The organism is Bradyrhizobium septentrionale, assembly GCF_011516645.4.
Classification (GTDB): domain Bacteria; phylum Pseudomonadota; class Alphaproteobacteria; order Rhizobiales; family Xanthobacteraceae; genus Bradyrhizobium; species Bradyrhizobium septentrionale.
The window spans coordinates 5,104,933-5,119,984 of record NZ_CP088285.1; the positions used below are offsets into that span (position 1 = coordinate 5,104,933).

Annotated in this window: 14 protein-coding genes and 1 pseudogene; 7 read left to right on the forward strand and 8 right to left on the reverse strand. The window is 64.8% G+C overall.

All coding sequences use genetic code 11. The features are described from left to right. The first annotated feature begins 1 nt into the window (after window position 1). The 4 genes from HAP48_RS26055 to HAP48_RS26070 all read left to right on the forward strand — a co-directional run bounded on the left by HAP48_RS26055 (window position 2) and on the right by HAP48_RS26070 (window position 3,626). Complete coding sequence (locus HAP48_RS26055; RefSeq protein WP_166208853.1) at window positions 2-769, forward strand: ABC transporter substrate-binding protein; 768 nt, start codon at window positions 2-4, stop codon at window positions 767-769. 168 nt (window positions 770-937) lie between these two features. After that, window positions 938-1,591, forward strand: coding sequence for an amino acid ABC transporter permease (locus HAP48_RS26060; protein ID WP_166208850.1), 654 nt, complete (start codon window positions 938-940; stop codon window positions 1,589-1,591). Next, a complete protein-coding gene (locus tag HAP48_RS26065) occupies window positions 1,588-2,319 on the forward strand; it encodes an amino acid ABC transporter ATP-binding protein (protein WP_166208847.1) in 732 nt (243 codons plus the stop codon). The genes HAP48_RS26060 and HAP48_RS26065 overlap by 4 nt, the downstream gene beginning before the upstream one ends. Window positions 2,320-2,333: 14 nt before the next feature. After that, complete coding sequence (locus HAP48_RS26070) at window positions 2,334-3,626, forward strand: NAD(P)/FAD-dependent oxidoreductase (RefSeq protein ID WP_166208844.1); 1,293 nt, start codon at window positions 2,334-2,336, stop codon at window positions 3,624-3,626. 7 nt (window positions 3,627-3,633) lie between these two features. Here the strand turns inward: HAP48_RS26070 and HAP48_RS26075 are convergent, their stop codons facing one another. Both HAP48_RS26075 and HAP48_RS26080 read right to left on the reverse strand, forming a co-directional pair. Further along, window positions 3,634-4,590 carry an alpha/beta hydrolase family protein gene (locus tag HAP48_RS26075; RefSeq protein ID WP_224496590.1) on the reverse strand — a complete coding sequence of 319 codons (957 nt, stop codon included), beginning with the start codon at window positions 4,588-4,590 and terminating at the stop codon, window positions 3,634-3,636. A 35-nt stretch (window positions 4,591-4,625) separates the two neighbouring features. Next, window positions 4,626-5,381, reverse strand: a complete 756-nt coding sequence (locus HAP48_RS26080; protein WP_224497303.1) for a PaaI family thioesterase — start codon at window positions 5,379-5,381, stop codon at window positions 4,626-4,628. Here HAP48_RS26080 and HAP48_RS26085 point away from each other — a divergent pair. Further along, on the forward strand, window positions 5,323-6,531 hold the full coding sequence (locus HAP48_RS26085; protein WP_166208838.1) for an ATP-binding protein: 1,209 nt from the start codon (window positions 5,323-5,325) through the stop codon (window positions 6,529-6,531). The genes HAP48_RS26080 and HAP48_RS26085 overlap by 59 nt on opposite strands. A 254-nt stretch (window positions 6,532-6,785) precedes the next feature. Here the strand turns inward: HAP48_RS26085 and HAP48_RS26090 are convergent, their stop codons facing one another. Beyond that, the gene (locus tag HAP48_RS26090) at window positions 6,786-8,375 is read right to left on the reverse strand and encodes a gamma-glutamyltransferase (protein ID WP_166208835.1); all 1,590 of its coding nucleotides are present in this window, start codon (window positions 8,373-8,375) and stop codon (window positions 6,786-6,788) included. 142 nt (window positions 8,376-8,517) lie between these two features. Here HAP48_RS26090 and HAP48_RS26095 point away from each other — a divergent pair. Beyond that, a pseudogene (locus tag HAP48_RS26095) lies at window positions 8,518-9,270 on the forward strand (enoyl-CoA hydratase-related protein); the annotation flags it as partial. A gap of 12 nt (window positions 9,271-9,282) precedes the next feature. Here HAP48_RS26095 and HAP48_RS26100 read toward each other — a convergent pair. Further along, on the reverse strand, window positions 9,283-10,296 hold the full coding sequence (locus HAP48_RS26100; RefSeq protein WP_166208832.1) for a zinc-dependent alcohol dehydrogenase family protein: 1,014 nt from the start codon (window positions 10,294-10,296) through the stop codon (window positions 9,283-9,285). 202 nt (window positions 10,297-10,498) lie between these two features. Between HAP48_RS26100 and HAP48_RS26105 the strand changes: the two genes are divergently transcribed. Then, window positions 10,499-11,389 carry a DUF2066 domain-containing protein gene (locus HAP48_RS26105; protein ID WP_166208829.1) on the forward strand — a complete coding sequence of 297 codons (891 nt, stop codon included), beginning with the start codon at window positions 10,499-10,501 and terminating at the stop codon, window positions 11,387-11,389. Between the two features lie 16 nt (window positions 11,390-11,405). On the opposite strand, the gene HAP48_RS26110 is transcribed toward HAP48_RS26105, so the two are convergent. From HAP48_RS26110 to HAP48_RS26125, 4 genes are all read right to left on the reverse strand, one after another. Further along, window positions 11,406-12,359, reverse strand: coding sequence for an AraC family transcriptional regulator (locus tag HAP48_RS26110; protein ID WP_166208826.1), 954 nt, complete (start codon window positions 12,357-12,359; stop codon window positions 11,406-11,408). A 347-nt stretch (window positions 12,360-12,706) separates the two neighbouring features. After that, window positions 12,707-12,988 (reverse strand): hypothetical protein, encoded by a 282-nt coding sequence (locus tag HAP48_RS26115; protein ID WP_029083651.1) that lies wholly within the window; start codon window positions 12,986-12,988, stop codon window positions 12,707-12,709. 147 nt (window positions 12,989-13,135) lie between these two features. Further along, window positions 13,136-13,648: a MarR family winged helix-turn-helix transcriptional regulator gene (locus HAP48_RS26120; RefSeq protein WP_166208823.1), complete on the reverse strand. Its 513-nt coding sequence runs from the start codon at window positions 13,646-13,648 to the stop codon at window positions 13,136-13,138. Between the two features lie 65 nt (window positions 13,649-13,713). After that, the gene (locus tag HAP48_RS26125) at window positions 13,714-15,027 is read right to left on the reverse strand and encodes an MFS transporter (RefSeq protein ID WP_166208820.1); all 1,314 of its coding nucleotides are present in this window, start codon (window positions 15,025-15,027) and stop codon (window positions 13,714-13,716) included. Window positions 15,028-15,052: the final 25 nt, after the last annotated feature.

The window sequence follows — 15,052 nt, forward strand, 5'->3', positions numbered from 1 at the left end:
GATGTCGTTTCAGCGTCTCGTCCAGGCCGCGCTCGCGGTGATTGCGATTGCCTTGAGCGTGCCGTCGCAGGCCCAGCAGGTGTTGAAGGTCGGCTCGACGCCGACCGGCATTCCCTTCACCTTCCTCGACACCAAGACCAACTCAATCCAGGGCATCATGGTCGATCTCGCCACCGAGATCGGCAAGGATGCCGGCTTCTCCGTGCAGATCGAGCCGATGCAGTTCTCGGCGCTGATCCCCTCGCTGACCGCGAACAAGATCGACATCATTGCCGCTGCGATGTTCGCCACCGCCGCGCGCAAGGAGGTGATCGACTTCTCCGATCCGGTCTACAGCTATGGCGAGGGTCTCGTGGTGCCGAAGGCCGACAGCAAGGCTTACACCTCGCAGGAGGATTTGAAGGGCACCGTGGTCGGCGCCCAGGTCGGCACCGCGTTCGTCGATGCGCTGAAGAAGACCGGGCTGTTCAGCGAGGTCAAGGTCTACGACACCATTCCCGACATCCTGCGCGACGTGAACGCGGGCCGCCTCAAGGCCGGTTTCGCCGACTATCCGATCCTCGCCTACAATCTGCAGCAGGGCAATTTCGCCGACGTCCGCCTGGTCGATGGCTACAAGCCCGTCACGGTGGGCACAGTCGCGATCGGTGTCCGCAAGAGCGACACCGAGTTGCTCGCCAAGATCAACGCCTCGCTGGCGAAGCTGAAGGCGAACGGCACGATCGCAAAGATCCTCGAGAAATGGGGCCAGAAGGCCAGCGCGTCGTGAGAGCGTGTTGCTTCTCGTCGCCCGTCACCCTGAGGAGCGCGTAGCGCGTCTCGAAGGGTCGACGGCCATCAGCCGGGCCGTGCATCCTTCGAGACGCGGCGAAGACGCCGCTCCTCAGGATGACGGGGTAAAATTCGAGCAAGTGACGGGATTGGATACACTTAGCTAATGCAAAGGTTCTTTAGCGACGCCGTCGAGTTCGTGCCGATCCTGCTGCAGGGTGTCTGGCTGACCATCGTCGTCACGATCGGCTCGCTGGTGCTGTCGACCGTGCTTGGGCTGGTGTGGGCCTTGATGCGGGTGTCCGGCATTCGCATCCTCACAGGCCTCAGCGCCGCGCTGATCAACGTGATCCGCGGCATCCCGATCATCGTGCTGCTGTTCTACATCTATTTCGTGATGCCCGATTTCGGCATCGCGCTCTCGGCATTGCAGGCCGCGATCATCGGGCTCGGCATCGCCTATTCGGCCTACCAAGCGGAAAATTTTCGAGCCGGCATCGAGGCGATCGACAAGGGACAGATCGAGGCGGCGCAGACCATCGGCATGGGCTGGTGGCTCACGATGCGCCGCGTGGTGCTGCCGCAAGCGGTCAGGATCATCCTGCCGCCCTACGGCAACATCATGATCATGATGCTGAAGGATTCCTCGCAGGCGTCCACGATCACCGTCGCCGAGCTCGCGCTGCAAGGCAAGCTGATCGCCTCCTCGACCTTCAAGAACACCAGCGTGTTCACGCTGGTGGCGCTGATGTACCTCACCATGAGCATCCCGCTCATCCTGCTGGTTCGGCACTTCGAGAACAAGGCGAACCGCAAATGATCGAGTTGCGCGACGTCCACAAGAGCTTTGGCAAGGTCGAGGTGCTGAAAGGCATCACCGCCTCGGTCGCCAAGAGCGAGGTGGTGTGCATCATCGGCCCGTCCGGCTCCGGCAAGTCGACCATCCTGCGCTGTATCAACGGGCTCGAGAGCTACGATCGCGGCGAGATCAGCGTCGAGGGCGCGCGCGTCGACCAGGGCGACCGCTCGATCGTGGCGATCCGCACCCAGGTCTCGATGGTGTTCCAGCGCTTCAACCTGTTCCCGCACCGCACCGCGCTCGAGAATGTCATCGAGGGCCCGCTCTATGTGAAGAAGGAGCCGCGTGAGGTGGCCGTCGCGCGCGGTCGCGCGCTGCTCGCGCAGGTCGGGCTTGCCGACAAGGCCGAGGTGCACCCGCCGCAATTGTCCGGTGGCCAGCAGCAGCGCGTCGCGATCGCGCGGGCGCTGGCGATGCAGCCGAAGGCGATCCTGTTCGACGAGCCGACCTCCGCGCTCGATCCGGAACTGGTCGGCGAGGTGCTCTCGGTGATGCGCAAGCTCGCCGACGACGGCATGACGATGGTGGTCGTCACCCACGAGATGGGCTTTGCTCGCGACGTCGCCGACCGCGTGCTGTTCATCGACGGCGGCGTCATCGTCGAGCAGGGCGCCGCCAAATCCGTCCTCAATCAACCGCAGCACCCGCGCACCCAGGACTTTCTGCGCCGCGTGCTGCATCCGCTGTGATCTGGTCCCATCCAATGAACGCGCCCATTCGCCTGCCGCTGCCACCGAGCCTCTACGCCGACACCGCGGTCGAGGCGACGCCAACGCCGCCGCTGACATCAGACAAGAGCGTGCCGGTCGCGATCATCGGCGGCGGCTTCACTGGCCTCTCCACTGCGTTGCATCTCGCCGAGCAGGGCGTGCTTGCGACCGTGCTGGAGGCGCAGGAGCCGGGCTGGGGCGCGTCCGGCAACAATGGCGGGCAGACCAATCCCGGGCTGAAGCACGACCCCGACCAGATCGAAGCGGATTTCGGCGCCGACCTCGGCCGCCGCATGATCGACTTCTCCTACGGCACCACCAATTTCACGCATGAGTTGATCCGCCGCTACCAGATCCCCTGCGAGGCGCGGCAGAACGGCACGCTGCGCGCCGCCTACAACGAGGTCAGCGCGGCGGCGATTGCGACGACAGCACAGCAATGCATCCGGCGCGGCATGCCGGTCAAACTGCTCAACGCCGCCGAGATGCGCGAGATGACCGGCAGCGACCGCTATCTCTGCGCGATGCTGGATGCGCGCGGCGGCGACCTGCATCCGCTGAGCTACGCGCGGGGCCTGGCGCGCGCCGCGATCGGCGCCGGCGCCGCCGTCCATGGCGAGACGCCGGCGCTGCGGCTCCGCCGCGACGGCGGCCGCTGGCGGATCGAGACGCCGCGCGCGGTCGTGCATGCCGACAAGGTGCTGCTCGCGACCAATGGCTTTACGGATGACCTGTGGCCGGCGCTTCGCCGCACCATCGTGCCGGTGTTCTCCTCAATCGCGGCGACCGCGCCGCTGTCCGACGCGATCGCGCGCGCGATCATGCCGACGCGGCCGGTGCTCTACGAGAGCGGCCACATCACGGTCTATTACCGCATCGATCAGCAAAATCGGCTCTTGATGGGCGGCCGCGGCCCGATGCGCTGGATCAAGGGCCCGTCCGACATCTCCTATCTGATCCGCTACGCCGAGCGGCTCTGGCCGCAGCTCAAGGGCGTCAGCTGGACCCATGGCTGGAACAGCCGCCTCGCCATTACCGCCGATCATTATCCGCATGTCCACGAGCCCGCCGAGAACTTGCTGATCTCGCTCGGCTGCAACGGCCGCGGCGTCGCGCTCTCGACCGCGATGGGCGCGCAACTGGCCCGCCGCCTGATCGGCGGCCCCAGGGCCGAGATCGACATGCCGGTGACCGGCATCAAACCGATCCCGATGCACGCCTTCTGGCGCGTCGGCGTCACCGCCGCGGTGCTGACGGGGCGGGTGAGAGACCGGCTTGGGGTGTAGCTTCGCGCTATCGCGTTCCGGCATTGCCCAGATGCGCTCTGAAGAACGCAACGGCTTCCGCGTACAAGCGCTGATGAAACGCGACCCGATCGAAGCCCGGCGCGTCGGTGCAGATGCGGGCACTCTCCTTCGTCTCTCTCGGCGTGCAGACGGCAAGGAATGAGAAGTGTTTTGCATCCCCCACAAAATGATAGTCGGGCTTGGACGGAAGCCTGTCTTTGACATCAGCAGCGCAGCAGCCAGATAGGCCGTCGGCGTTCTGTGCGGGATCGGAACTCCACAACTGAACCGGGATCGTCGCGCTCTTGAGGTTTTCCGCCGGGAAGACGAACACCGGATAGGGATCGATGATGACCGCGGCCTTGATGCGTGGATCATGGACGACCGGCCCGCTCGGCTTTTCTCCCTCTTCGAGCTCCTTGCAGGCCCGCAAGTTCGACGTCTGGCAGTTCGGCAGGCCCTTGCGGAGATCGGGCTCACCGCCGATCGCGGCAAGGCCAGTGTAGCCACCCCACGAAAAGCCAAACAGACCGATGCGTCCGGCGTCAATGTGTGCCGCGTCCGGCCAGCCTCCGAGCGCGTAGTCGATCGAACGCTTGATGTCGGCGGGGCGCTCGACCATGACGGCAAGGCTGTCGGTGCCGCTGGTGTCGCGCTCGGTGTCGGTTGGATGATTGATCGTCACAACGATGAAGCCGGCATTCGCCAGAGCCTCCGCGGCGTCATGATGAGCACCGAGCCATCCGCGCCGGCCGTGCGAGATCACGATGAGCGGCAGTCTGTCTCCCATGATCGGACAGTCGTTCACGCCGAAGAAGGATCTGCCGTCGCGGGCATCGATCTCGTGCGGGAGCTCGGCGCAGGGATGCCATGCCACCCCTCTGATCGCTGGCCCGTCGGGGCCCGCGGGAACGTCGAAGCGCCGTAGCCCGGCCGCCTGCGCCGTGCAGACCGCAAACGACAACAGGGTTGCTAACACGAAGGGAGCACAACGCATGGCTATCGCTTGTCCAGAATCCGCAACTCGGCAGTGGCGCTGGCAACCGTCAAATTGTCAGCGTCGATCAGATCGGCCTCGACGATCATGTTGAGGTCGGTCTGCGAGACGACTTTCGCTTTGGCGATGATCGGGCCGACGCGCGCCGGCTTGAGAAACCGCGTGGTGAGGGTTTTGGTCACCACGGTCTTGGTTGAGGGAAGCGCTGCGAGGGCGCCGAGGCCTGTGGCCGAATCCAGCATCGCCGCCAGGAAGCCGCCCTGGATCGTTCCATGCCGGTTGGTGAACAAGGGCTGCGCCGCGAAGCGGATCGAGGCGATTTCGCCGTCGAAGCCGAGCCACTCGCGTCCAAGCAGCTGAGCGCCGGGCGGCACATCTGCACTTGCTTCACTCAAGCCGGTCACCTCGGTTGTTGTCCGGCCAAATGTATCAGCCCGCTTGCGGCCTGCAATGTCTCCCGGCACGCCCATCGCGAAAGCGCCAATCACTGATTTGTCCGACGGCGCAAGCCCCTGCGGCGTCGGTACGATCCAAGGTTTGGCAGAATCCGGGAACCATCTTTGATGTGGACAGCGGTCGAAGTTTCGGGCCATGTTGAGATTGTTGACTATCCCATGGTGTGCGACCCGCGATGGGGCATTTTTTGTTCCCGGCATTTGCGTGGAGTAAGCCCGAAATTCCGAATTGATTGCAACGGACTTGAAAGATTCGTCAGCCGCCGCGACGAACGAACTCCCCGCTGACCTGAAGGCCGACATTCTCGCGATCGGGCGGATTGATGCGGTTCCGACCATCCTCGACGTTGTGTGCCGCTCCACGGGCATGGGCTTTGCCGCGGTGGCGAGGGTCACGGAAGATCGTTGGGTGGCGTGCGCGGTCCGGGACAACATCTCATTCGGACTTCAGCCTGGCGGCGAGCTGAAGGTCGAGACCACGATCTGCGACGAGATCCGGGCGAGCGGACACGGGGTTGTCATCGACCACGTTGCCGAGGATCCGGCTTTTCGCGACCACCGCACGCCGGCGATGTACGGATTTCAGAGCTACATCTCGATTCCGATCGTCCTCGCCGACGGCACGTTTTTCGGGACACTCTGTGCGATCGATCCGCATCCGGCGAAAGTGAACACGTCGGAAGTCGTCAACATGTTCAAGTTGTTCGCTTCGCTGATCGCGTTTCACCTGCAGGCGCAGGAGAGGGTCGCGACCAGCGAGGCAGCGCTGCTGAGCCACCGACAGACGGACGAGCTTCGCGAGCAATTTATCGCAGTTCTCGCGCACGATCTGCGCAATCCGCTCGCCTCGATCGACGCGGGCATGAGGCTTCTGCTGAAGGAGCCGCTCAACGAAAAGTCGATGACCTATGTCGGGTTGCTTCAGAACAGCGTGAAGCGGATGGCGACCCTGATCGACGACGTCATGGATTTCGCGCGCGTCCGTCTCGGCGGCGGCTTCAAATTGAAGCGCAGCGCCGAAGCGCAATTGCTGCCGGCGCTTGAGCAAGTCGTGAATGAATTGCGTGCGGCGTGGCCTGATCGCGTGATCCAAACCGATTTCGCCATCAATCGCGGCATCAACTGCGATTCCGCCCGGATCGCGCAATTGTTGTCCAACCTGGTCGGCAATGCCCTGAAGCATGGCGATGGCAATTCACCGATCACGGTGTCTGCCGTAACCGACAGCGAGGGCTTTGAGTTGTCGGTCGCGAATGGCGGGGCACCGATCTCTCCGGCTGTCATCGAGAAGTTGTTCCAACCTTTCTTTCGCGTTGCGCACCAGTCCAGCTACGAAGGCCTGGGTTTGGGCCTCTACATCGCCACGGAAATTGCGCGCGCCCACGGCGGCACACTTGAGGTGACGTCCTCCGCCGCCGAAACACGATTCACGTTCCGGATACCCCGCTGCTGATCCGACTGCGCCGGCCGCCTGAGTCGGCTCGCGCATGAGACGCCATCGCGAAAACGCCAATCACTGAGTTGCCCGACGTGGCAAGCCCCTGCGGCAAAAAATTCAGTGTCGTCCCGGCCTTGAGCCGGGACCCATAACCACGAATGCGAATTGGCTTGCAGAGCTGTGGCCACAGCTTATCCCAACAACACAACCCTGTGGTTATGGGTCCCTGCTTTCGCAGGGACGACAGCTTTGATGTGCCGCCGACGCCGTCACCCCTCCGCCACCGCATCGCCCCACGGCTGGAACGGCTCGGTGGCGCCAAAGTTGGTGGTGCCGTCGCGCAGCACGAGGCTCGGGCAGGCGAATTTCATCGGCAGGGTCTGGGTACGGGCTTCCTCGAAGTCGAAGCGGCCGCGCAGCGCGTCGCGCACGGCGGCGGGAAGCCTGACGTTGCCGGTCACCACATTGCCCTCGCTGGTGTCGATCCGCGGCTGGTGGATCGCAGCGTCGAGGTCCATGCCGTAATCCATCACGAAGGAGAGCAGTTGCGACACCGCCGGCAGGATGCGGCGGCCGCCCGATGCGCCGGCAGCGAGACGGCGGCCGTCGGCCGCCTCTGCCACGACGGGCGTGTAATTGGTCAGGCAGCGCTTGCCGGGTGCCAGCGAGTTCGGCGCGCCCTGCGTCGGGTCGAACCACATGATGCCGTTGTTCATGGTCAGCCCGGTGTTCGGCGTCACGAAGCGCGAGCCGAAGTTCGACAGCAGGGTCTGCGTCACCGCCGCCATGTTGCCGTCGCGGTCGACCGCCGAGAAATGCGTGGTGCAGGCTGGCGCGACCGCTTCCGCGCCGAGCGCGCGACGGCCGTCGACGTCGCCCATCTCCTTCAGCCGCTCGCGATAGGCGGCCTGCAGCGCCTCGGCGTAAGCCGTATAGGCGGCCGCATCCGGGCCGCCTTGTGCCGGTTCGAACGCCTTCTGCAGCAGGCCGAGCGTGCGCGCCATGGTCGGACCCGCGGTCATCTCCGGCGTCGCATAGACCGTGCCGCCGCGATAGGGGATCCTGAGCGGCTCGCGCAGATGGGCGCGGAACGAGGCGAGATCGCGCACCGACAGCGCGCCGCCGGCAGCCTGGATGTCGTCGGCGATGCTGCGCGCCAGATCGCCCTCGTAGAAGTCGCGCGGACCCGCTGCGGCGAGCTGCGCCATCGTCGCCTTCAGCCTGTCCTGCGGCATGCGGACGCTCGACTTGATGCCCCATGGCGCATTCGGCGGCAGGCCATCCAGCAGATAGGCCGCGGCGCTGGCGGGATAGCGCCGCAGATCGATGGCCGAGCTTGCGATCATCGCGGTGGTCCACCAATCGACCAGCAGGCCCTCACCGGCGAGCTTGACGCTCGGCGCCAGCAGCTCCTTCCACGGCAATTTGGCGTGGCGGCGATGCGCCTCCTCCATGCCGGCGACGACGCCGGGCACCGCGATCGAGCCGGGGCCGTGCAGATTGCGGTCGTCCTTGACCCGCGCCCAGGGGAACAGGTCGGAGGCCGCGCCGCCGGTCAGCGGATAATCCTCCAGGCGCAGGCCGTCCGGCGCGCGCATGCCGTAGTCGATCACCTCGACGCGATTTTCCTTGGCGCGGTACAGCACCATGGCGCCGCCGCCGCCGGCGCCGCTCATCCAGGGCTCCAGCACGCCGAGAGCAAACGTGGTTGCAATCACCGCGTCGACGCAATCGCCACCCGCTGCCAATACCTCCGCGCCGACTTCGGCCGCCTTGCGCGACTGCGCGGCGACGATGCCGCCCTTGGCGCTGACGGCGGGTTTGCGGATCACTTGCGAGTCGGAGAACTGGTCGGACATGGCGTTGCTTTCGCTGTTCTTGTTGCGGGCGGGGCACGTTGGCGTAGCATGCCAAGCATGGCACAGTAAGCGCAAGAGAGCGGCACAAGAAGCGCAATAACGAGCAATTCCAGGGAGAGGAAAATGACTGCAGTGACGCGAACGGGACGGCAAGGTCGGCATCCTGACGCTCAACGACCCCGCAAGCCTGAACGCCATGACACCCGAGCTGCTCGGCGATCTCGCACGCGCCGTCGGCGAGATGACCAGCGACCAAGGCATCCGCGCGCTGGTCCTGACCGGGGAGGGGCGCGGCTTCTGCTCGGGGCAGAACCTGAAGGCGTTCCAGTCGCTCGGCAACGACATCGTGACCGGCGTGATGACGCATTACTGGCCGGCGATGCGCGCCTTGCGCGAATGCAGCCTGCCGGTGGTGGTCGCGGTCAACGGCGTTGCGGCCGGCGGCGGCTTCAGCCTCGCGATGTCCGGCGACATCATCCTGGCGGCGCGCTCGGCGAGCTTCATCCAGGTGTTCAGCCGGATCGGCCTGGTGCCCGATCTCGGCTCGACCTGGCTGTTGCCGCGCCTGATCGGCCGCCAGCGCGCGCTCGACCTGATGTTGCTGAACGAGCCGCTGTCGGCCGAGCGGGCGAAAGAGTGGGGATTGGTGCGCGAGGTCGTCGATGACGCAAGACTGTTCGACGAGGCGAAGGCGCTCGCCCGCCGCCTCGCCGATGGCCCGACCCGCGCGCTGGTCGCGACCCGCCGGCTGCTCGAGGAGAGCGAGCATGCGAGCTACGCCGACCAATTCCGCCGCGAGATCGAGCTGCAGTCGGTGATCCGCGAAAGCGCGGACGCGAGGGAAGGCCGCCAGGCCTTCGTCGAGAAGCGCAAGGCCCAGTTCACGGGGCGCTAGGCCTTGGCGGTCCTACCCGATTGCAATCGCGACCTTGCCGAAATGCGCGCCGCTCGCCATGTGGGCGAACGCGTCCTTGACCTGGTCGAAGGCGAACACCTTGTCGATTACGGGCTTGACGCCGTGCATGCTGATGCCGTCACACAGCGCCTGCAGGTCCTCGATCGAGCCGACGGTCACGCCCTGCAGCCGCTGCTGTTGCATCACCATCAGTGGCAGCCGGGAGTCCGCCGTTGCCGGACCTGCGAGCACGCCGATGAAGGCAATCGTGCCGCCGATCCTGGTGGCGCGGATCGACTCGTTCAGCGTGCCGACGCCGCCGACCTCGACGACGAGATCGACGCCGCGCCCGGTCTGTTCGCGCGCCTTCTTGCCCCAGTCGGGCGTGGTCTTGTAGTTGAGCGTGACATCGGCGCCGAGCTGTTTCAGCCGCGCGATCTTGGTGTCGCTGGACGAGGTCGCGATGACGCGGGCGCCGCACATTTTGGCGAATTGCAGCGCGAACAGCGAGACGCCGCCGGTACCCTGGGTCAGCACCGTCTGTCCTGGCTTGATGTCGCCGAGCTTGACCACCGCGCTCCACGCCGTGAGCCCGGCGCAGGGCAGCGCGGCAGCCTCGATGTCGCTGAGATGGTCAGGCGTGCGCACCAGCGCATGCGCGGGAAATACCCGGTACTCGGTCAGCACGCCGTCGACGCTGCCGCCGAGCGCTGCGCGCATCCGTGCCTCGCTCGGTTCGCCGCCGAGCCAGCTTTCGAAGAAGCTGCCGATCACGCGATCGCCGGCCGCGAAATTCTTCACGCCGGCGCCGACCGCCTCGACGATACCCGCGCCGTCGGACACCGGCACCAGCGGAAATTTCTGGCGCGAGCCGTAGCGGCCCTTGACCGTGAGCAGGTCGCGATAGTTCAGCGTCGCGGCCTTCAGACGTACCAGGACTTCGCCCGGACCGGCTTGCGGAACCGGCTTGTCGACCAGCGCCAGCGCGTCGACGCCACCGGGGCCTTGCAACTCATAGCATTTCACGGGGCGTCTCCTGCCGGATGTTGTTGTGACGGGCAGCGCTCCCGGCGCCGCCGCGCATCCGCTCAGCATATGTCAGGCCCGTCGTGCGTGGCCAGAGCGTGTGGAGCGGCCGATGGAATGGCGCCCATGTCCGAACGCGTTGGCGCTGCCGAAAAATACCACCAATCTGAGCCGATAATGATGTGACCGAGCGGAGGTGACCATGGCTGCCTTGCTTGAGACGAAGCGCAATCTGATTGCCACGCTCGCTCGCGTGCTGCTTGCCGCTGCATTGATCTGTTGCGGTGGCGCGGTGGCGGCGGCAGACGACAGTCTCTACCGCGCGCAGACCGTCGTCACCGGCCAGGGCGAGCCGAACCGCATCATCGGCTTCGGTGCATGTCTCGAGGACGTCCTGATCAAGGTCTCCGGGCAGCCAATGCTGGTGGGTGATCGCCGGCTTGCCACGTACAAATCGAAAGCAAAAGAGTTCGTCAGTGGCTTCGACTATCACGACCAGTATGCCGGCAAGCCGCATCATGACGAGCAGGGCACCCGCGATCGGCCTTATGATCTGACGGTGGATTTCGACGACAAGAAGATCGACGGCATTCTCGGCAAGCTCGGCCTCAAGCCGTGGCGGTCGCAGCGGCCGGTGCTCGGCGTGTTCACCGAGATGCAGCACGGCCCGAAGGATTACGTCGTCACCGCTGATGGAACGCAGTCCGATCTGCAGCGCGACGCGCTCGCGGCCGCGGCCGGCAAGCGCGGCATACGCTTCGTGCTGCCAAGCGCGGCCGCGTTGACGAGCGCCAACGTCACCGCGGCCGGGCTCCTGAAGGTGCCGCCCGCGAAGCTGACATCGATCGTCGCGGCGCAGGGCGGCGAGGCCACGCTGGTCGGACGGCTGGTCTGGGACGACAAGGATCTCGGCTGGGCGACGCAATGGCAGATGGCGTGGGGCGGCAAGGACTACAAATGGCAGGTCCGCGGCGTCACTTTCGACGAAGCCTTCCGCCGCGGCGTCGGCGGCGCCGCGCAGCTGCTGTCGGGTAACGGCGATCCGGGGCGATCAAATGAGCTTGCGCGAGCCTGGCGCCGTCATCGCGCTTGAGCGCGGGCAGATCTTTCTACCCGGCATAGCCGAGCGTCTGCGACGGGTATTCCCCGAACATCGCGCGGTAGTATTGCGAGAAGCGCCCGAGCTCGATGAAGCCTTGTTCGATCGCAACCCTGGAGACCGTGGTCTGGTCCGGCGTGCTTTCGCGCAGGATCTCGCGGACCGTGCAAAGCCGCTTGTAGCGCAGGAACGTCACCGGGCCGACGCCGAACACCTCGTGGAAGGCGCGGTGCAGGCTCCGTCGCGACAGCCGAAGCTCGCCGCAGATTTCCGAGACATGGACGGGGCGGGCGCCCGCGGCGTGCAGGTAATCCTCGACGTGGCGTACCAGCTTCATGGCCGATGGCAGATAGCTCGATCCGTCTGGAGGCAGCGACGTGATCGCCGTCGCCCTCACGCAGTCGACGATCGCGCGCTTCCAGAATTGGGCCGACGCGTCCGACAGCGCGTCCGGATAGCGGGCGAGATGCGAGACGATCTGCGGCAGCCGGTCCGCCCCGACCATGCCGATCGCGGGGTCGGCGCGAAAGTGGTTCTTCGCTTGCCATGTTTCGGCATCGGCGAGCCGCGGGTCACCGCCGAATATGTCGGGCAGATCCGCCATGTCGAAGCGAATTGCGGCATAGGACGAGGCCCTGTGAAACACGCCGTCATGCTCGACCGATGGAGGAATCACCAGCACGTCGGCCGGCTGCATGTCGAAAGCCCAATGCGTGACGCGGTCGGTGGCGTTCAGCAGCATTCCGATGATCAGCTTGTCATCGGCCGACGTGCGCTGGGTGCGAACCCCGACATTGAACGCGCCGATGCTGAGCGAAAAATCGCCGATCCCGACATGAGACAGCGTGCCGCGCAGCCTGCCGCGCTCAAGCTGCATGACCTCGACATGCGAGCCTTTGACGGCGTCGTGGAGTCCCTCGAAGCCGTCGAGCTCGCCGGTGCTAACCGTCAGGTGCTCGCCCATATCCACGCCCACAACTGTAGCGCGATTAGTTCACGAATACCAAGTACTCGACGTCAGAAGAAAGCGCGCCCGCGACAACTTGCCCAGATTGATTTGATTCGCGTGGCGAGACCATGATCTCGTTCTACAAACGTGCGGATTTTCGCTCGTTTTGCGCTGCGAGGCAATGCGGACGATGGCGCCGGATTGACGCGCTTGGCACGTCTTTGTGCTGGGACGGCGCCTTGAGGACAGGATTTGCGTCAAGATTGGCGAAGGGTGCGCGTCAAACGGGCAGCGCGTCGGGCAATCGCTTGATCTCAAAGCGAAATGCGATGCCCCGTCACGGAAGCGTGAAGCGCCGGTGGCTAGGCCGCCATCAGTTGCTCAAGCGCAACAGCCTGCTCACGGGTCTGGAATGCGATCGCGGTGTGCGTAAAGCCGGACGAGGCCTGGGTCTGCGCGATGTGATTGAGGACCTCGGTGCCCTTGACCACGTGAAGGTCCATTCCGGGGCCGGCCGGGAAAATGCCCAGCACGACATCGTAGGCCTCGACGATGGCCTTCAAGGCGCCGCCCTTGTCTTCCGAAGCGTCGATGAAGATACGAACATCCGCTGCGATACTACGAAGTTCGTCAAAGTCGATCACTGGAAGTCTCCCATACGCAACGCACTCATCGATCCTAGCTACAACTTGCTTACTGAAACATAAATTACGGCCGGTTCCTTCATGCACCCAGCGGTGGATGACCCGTATTTCGATCCGCGCGGCCGCCGCGCTCTCGGGCTGCCGCCGCTAGGCTCCGGTTGGCGGCCTGCGCTTCACAATGCGCTTGACCGGCGCATGGGCCGGCATGGCATTGTCCGACGGATCGCCCATGTGGGGGATGCGCTGCTCGATATGCGCCACGACACGGAAGAAGGCATCGAGCGCCCTGGTGTCGAGGCCGGCCGTGAGGTTGTCATGCCGGCGCAGGATTTCGTCCAGGCTGCGGTCGAGCAGCGCCACGCCGAGTCTGGTCAGCCGAATCTCGGTCCGGTTTCGGGCGCTGCCTCTGACCGGCGTCAGCTCGATCAGCCCCTTCTTCCTGAGCGACGTCGTCTCACGGCTGACGACCGCCTTGTCCAGTTGCGCGTTGGTCCAGATGTCATAGGCGCTGGCCGGCTCGTGCTCCCTGAGAAAGGACAGCACCCGCCATTCCGCGAGCGACACGCCGTAGGCCTGCGGAAAGAAGGCATTGGCACTGGCACGCAGCTTCGCGACCAGGCTCGACAGCACCGTGGGCACGTAGCGCTCGAAATCGATCACCAGCTCCGAGCGCGCGTTCTCGCGCGGGGCAGGGGTCTTGGTACGATGTTTGGCGGTCCGGCTTTTCATTCTTTCACGAGTTGAGAGCGTGCGATCAGGACCAGCACCGCTGCGACGAGCAGAACTCCGGCCACCACGAGGAATCCGGTGGTGAAGTTGCCGGAGGCGTCCTTGGCACGTCCGATCACGATCGGGATCGTGGCGCCTCCAATGCTGCCGATGGTGCTGACCAGGCCGATCGCACCCGGCGCGCTCTGCCGCGACATGTAGGACTGGGGGATGGTCCAGAACACGGCTTGCGTACCATAGACACCGACATTGGCAACCATGAAACCGATGATGATCCAGACCGGAGATGTTGAAAAGGCGGCGATTGCGAAGCCCGATGCAGCGATCACGAAGGTCATCGCGGCATAATAGAAGCGCTCGCCGACATGATCGGAGTGCCGCGACAACGCAATCATGCCGATCAGGCCGGCGACCGGCGGGATCGCGGTCACGAAGCCGACCTGCGAATTCGGCAGGCCGAAGGATTTGATGATTTGCGGCAGCCAGGGAAACAGCGAAGCCAGCCCGCAGAACAGGCCGAAATTGCACAGGCCGAACAGCAGCACCATCGGCTTGGTGATGGTCCTGAGCACGCCCTCGGCATGCACCACGCCGGTTGCCTTGGCGTCGCGCTCGAGCGCGCCGGTCAGCCAGTTGCGTTGCGCGGTCGACAGCCAGCTCGCCTGCTGCGGCCGGTCGGTCAGATAGAAGATGCCGACGATCCCGAGAATGATCGGCGGCAGGCCTTCGAGGATGAACAGCCACTTCCAGCCGGAGATGCCGAACGTCCCATTCAGATCGAGGATGGCGCCCGAGATCAGCGAGGCGAAAATGTAGGAGATCGGCACCGCATAATTGAACATCGCATTGTAGCGGGCGCGATAGCTGAACGGAAACCACAGGCTGAGCAGCAGCATCACGCCGGGAAACAGGCCGGACTCGGCAAAGCCGAGAAAGCCGCGGAATGCATAGAGGCTGAGCGGGCCCTGCGTGAAGGCCATCAGCACCGTGGCAATGCCCCAGAGGATCGCGATCCGCGTCAGCGTGACGCGTGCGCCGTATTTGCTGAGGATGAGGTTGCTCGGGATCTCGAAGATGGAATAGGTGAAGTACATGACGCCGACGGCGATGCCAAACATCTCGGCATTGAGCCCGAGCTCCTTGTTCATCTGCAGCGCGGCAAAGGAGATGTTGCCGCGGTCGAGGATGGCGAGGAAGTACATCGCCATCACGAACCACATCAGGCGCAGCGCAACCTTGCGGATCGTGGTGCGTTCGATCTCCGGATCGGCGGTCGTTATCGCCGCCTTATCCATCACGACTTCGGTCATCCCGGTTTCCCCCCGATTCTTCTTG

Bases quoted from the DNA above. Each gene is read 5' to 3' on its own strand.
- HAP48_RS26080 (WP_224497303.1), bottom strand. From the start codon at position 5,381: ATGTCGGCCTTCAGGTCAGCGGGGAGTTCGTTCGTCGCGGCGGCTGAC.
- HAP48_RS26060 (WP_166208850.1), top strand. From the start codon at position 938: ATGCAAAGGTTCTTTAGCGACGCCGTCGAGTTCGTGCCGATCCTGCTG.
- HAP48_RS26070 (WP_166208844.1), top strand. From the start codon at position 2,334: ATGAACGCGCCCATTCGCCTGCCGCTGCCACCGAGCCTCTACGCCGAC.
- HAP48_RS26110 (WP_166208826.1), bottom strand. From the start codon at position 12,359: ATGGGCGAGCACCTGACGGTTAGCACCGGCGAGCTCGACGGCTTCGAG.
- HAP48_RS26105 (WP_166208829.1), top strand. From the start codon at position 10,499: ATGGCTGCCTTGCTTGAGACGAAGCGCAATCTGATTGCCACGCTCGCT.
- HAP48_RS26065 (WP_166208847.1), top strand. From the start codon at position 1,588: ATGATCGAGTTGCGCGACGTCCACAAGAGCTTTGGCAAGGTCGAGGTG.
- HAP48_RS26055 (WP_166208853.1), top strand. From the start codon at position 2: ATGTCGTTTCAGCGTCTCGTCCAGGCCGCGCTCGCGGTGATTGCGATT.
- HAP48_RS26125 (WP_166208820.1), bottom strand. From the start codon at position 15,027: ATGACCGAAGTCGTGATGGATAAGGCGGCGATAACGACCGCCGATCCG.
- HAP48_RS26090 (WP_166208835.1), bottom strand. From the start codon at position 8,375: ATGTCCGACCAGTTCTCCGACTCGCAAGTGATCCGCAAACCCGCCGTC.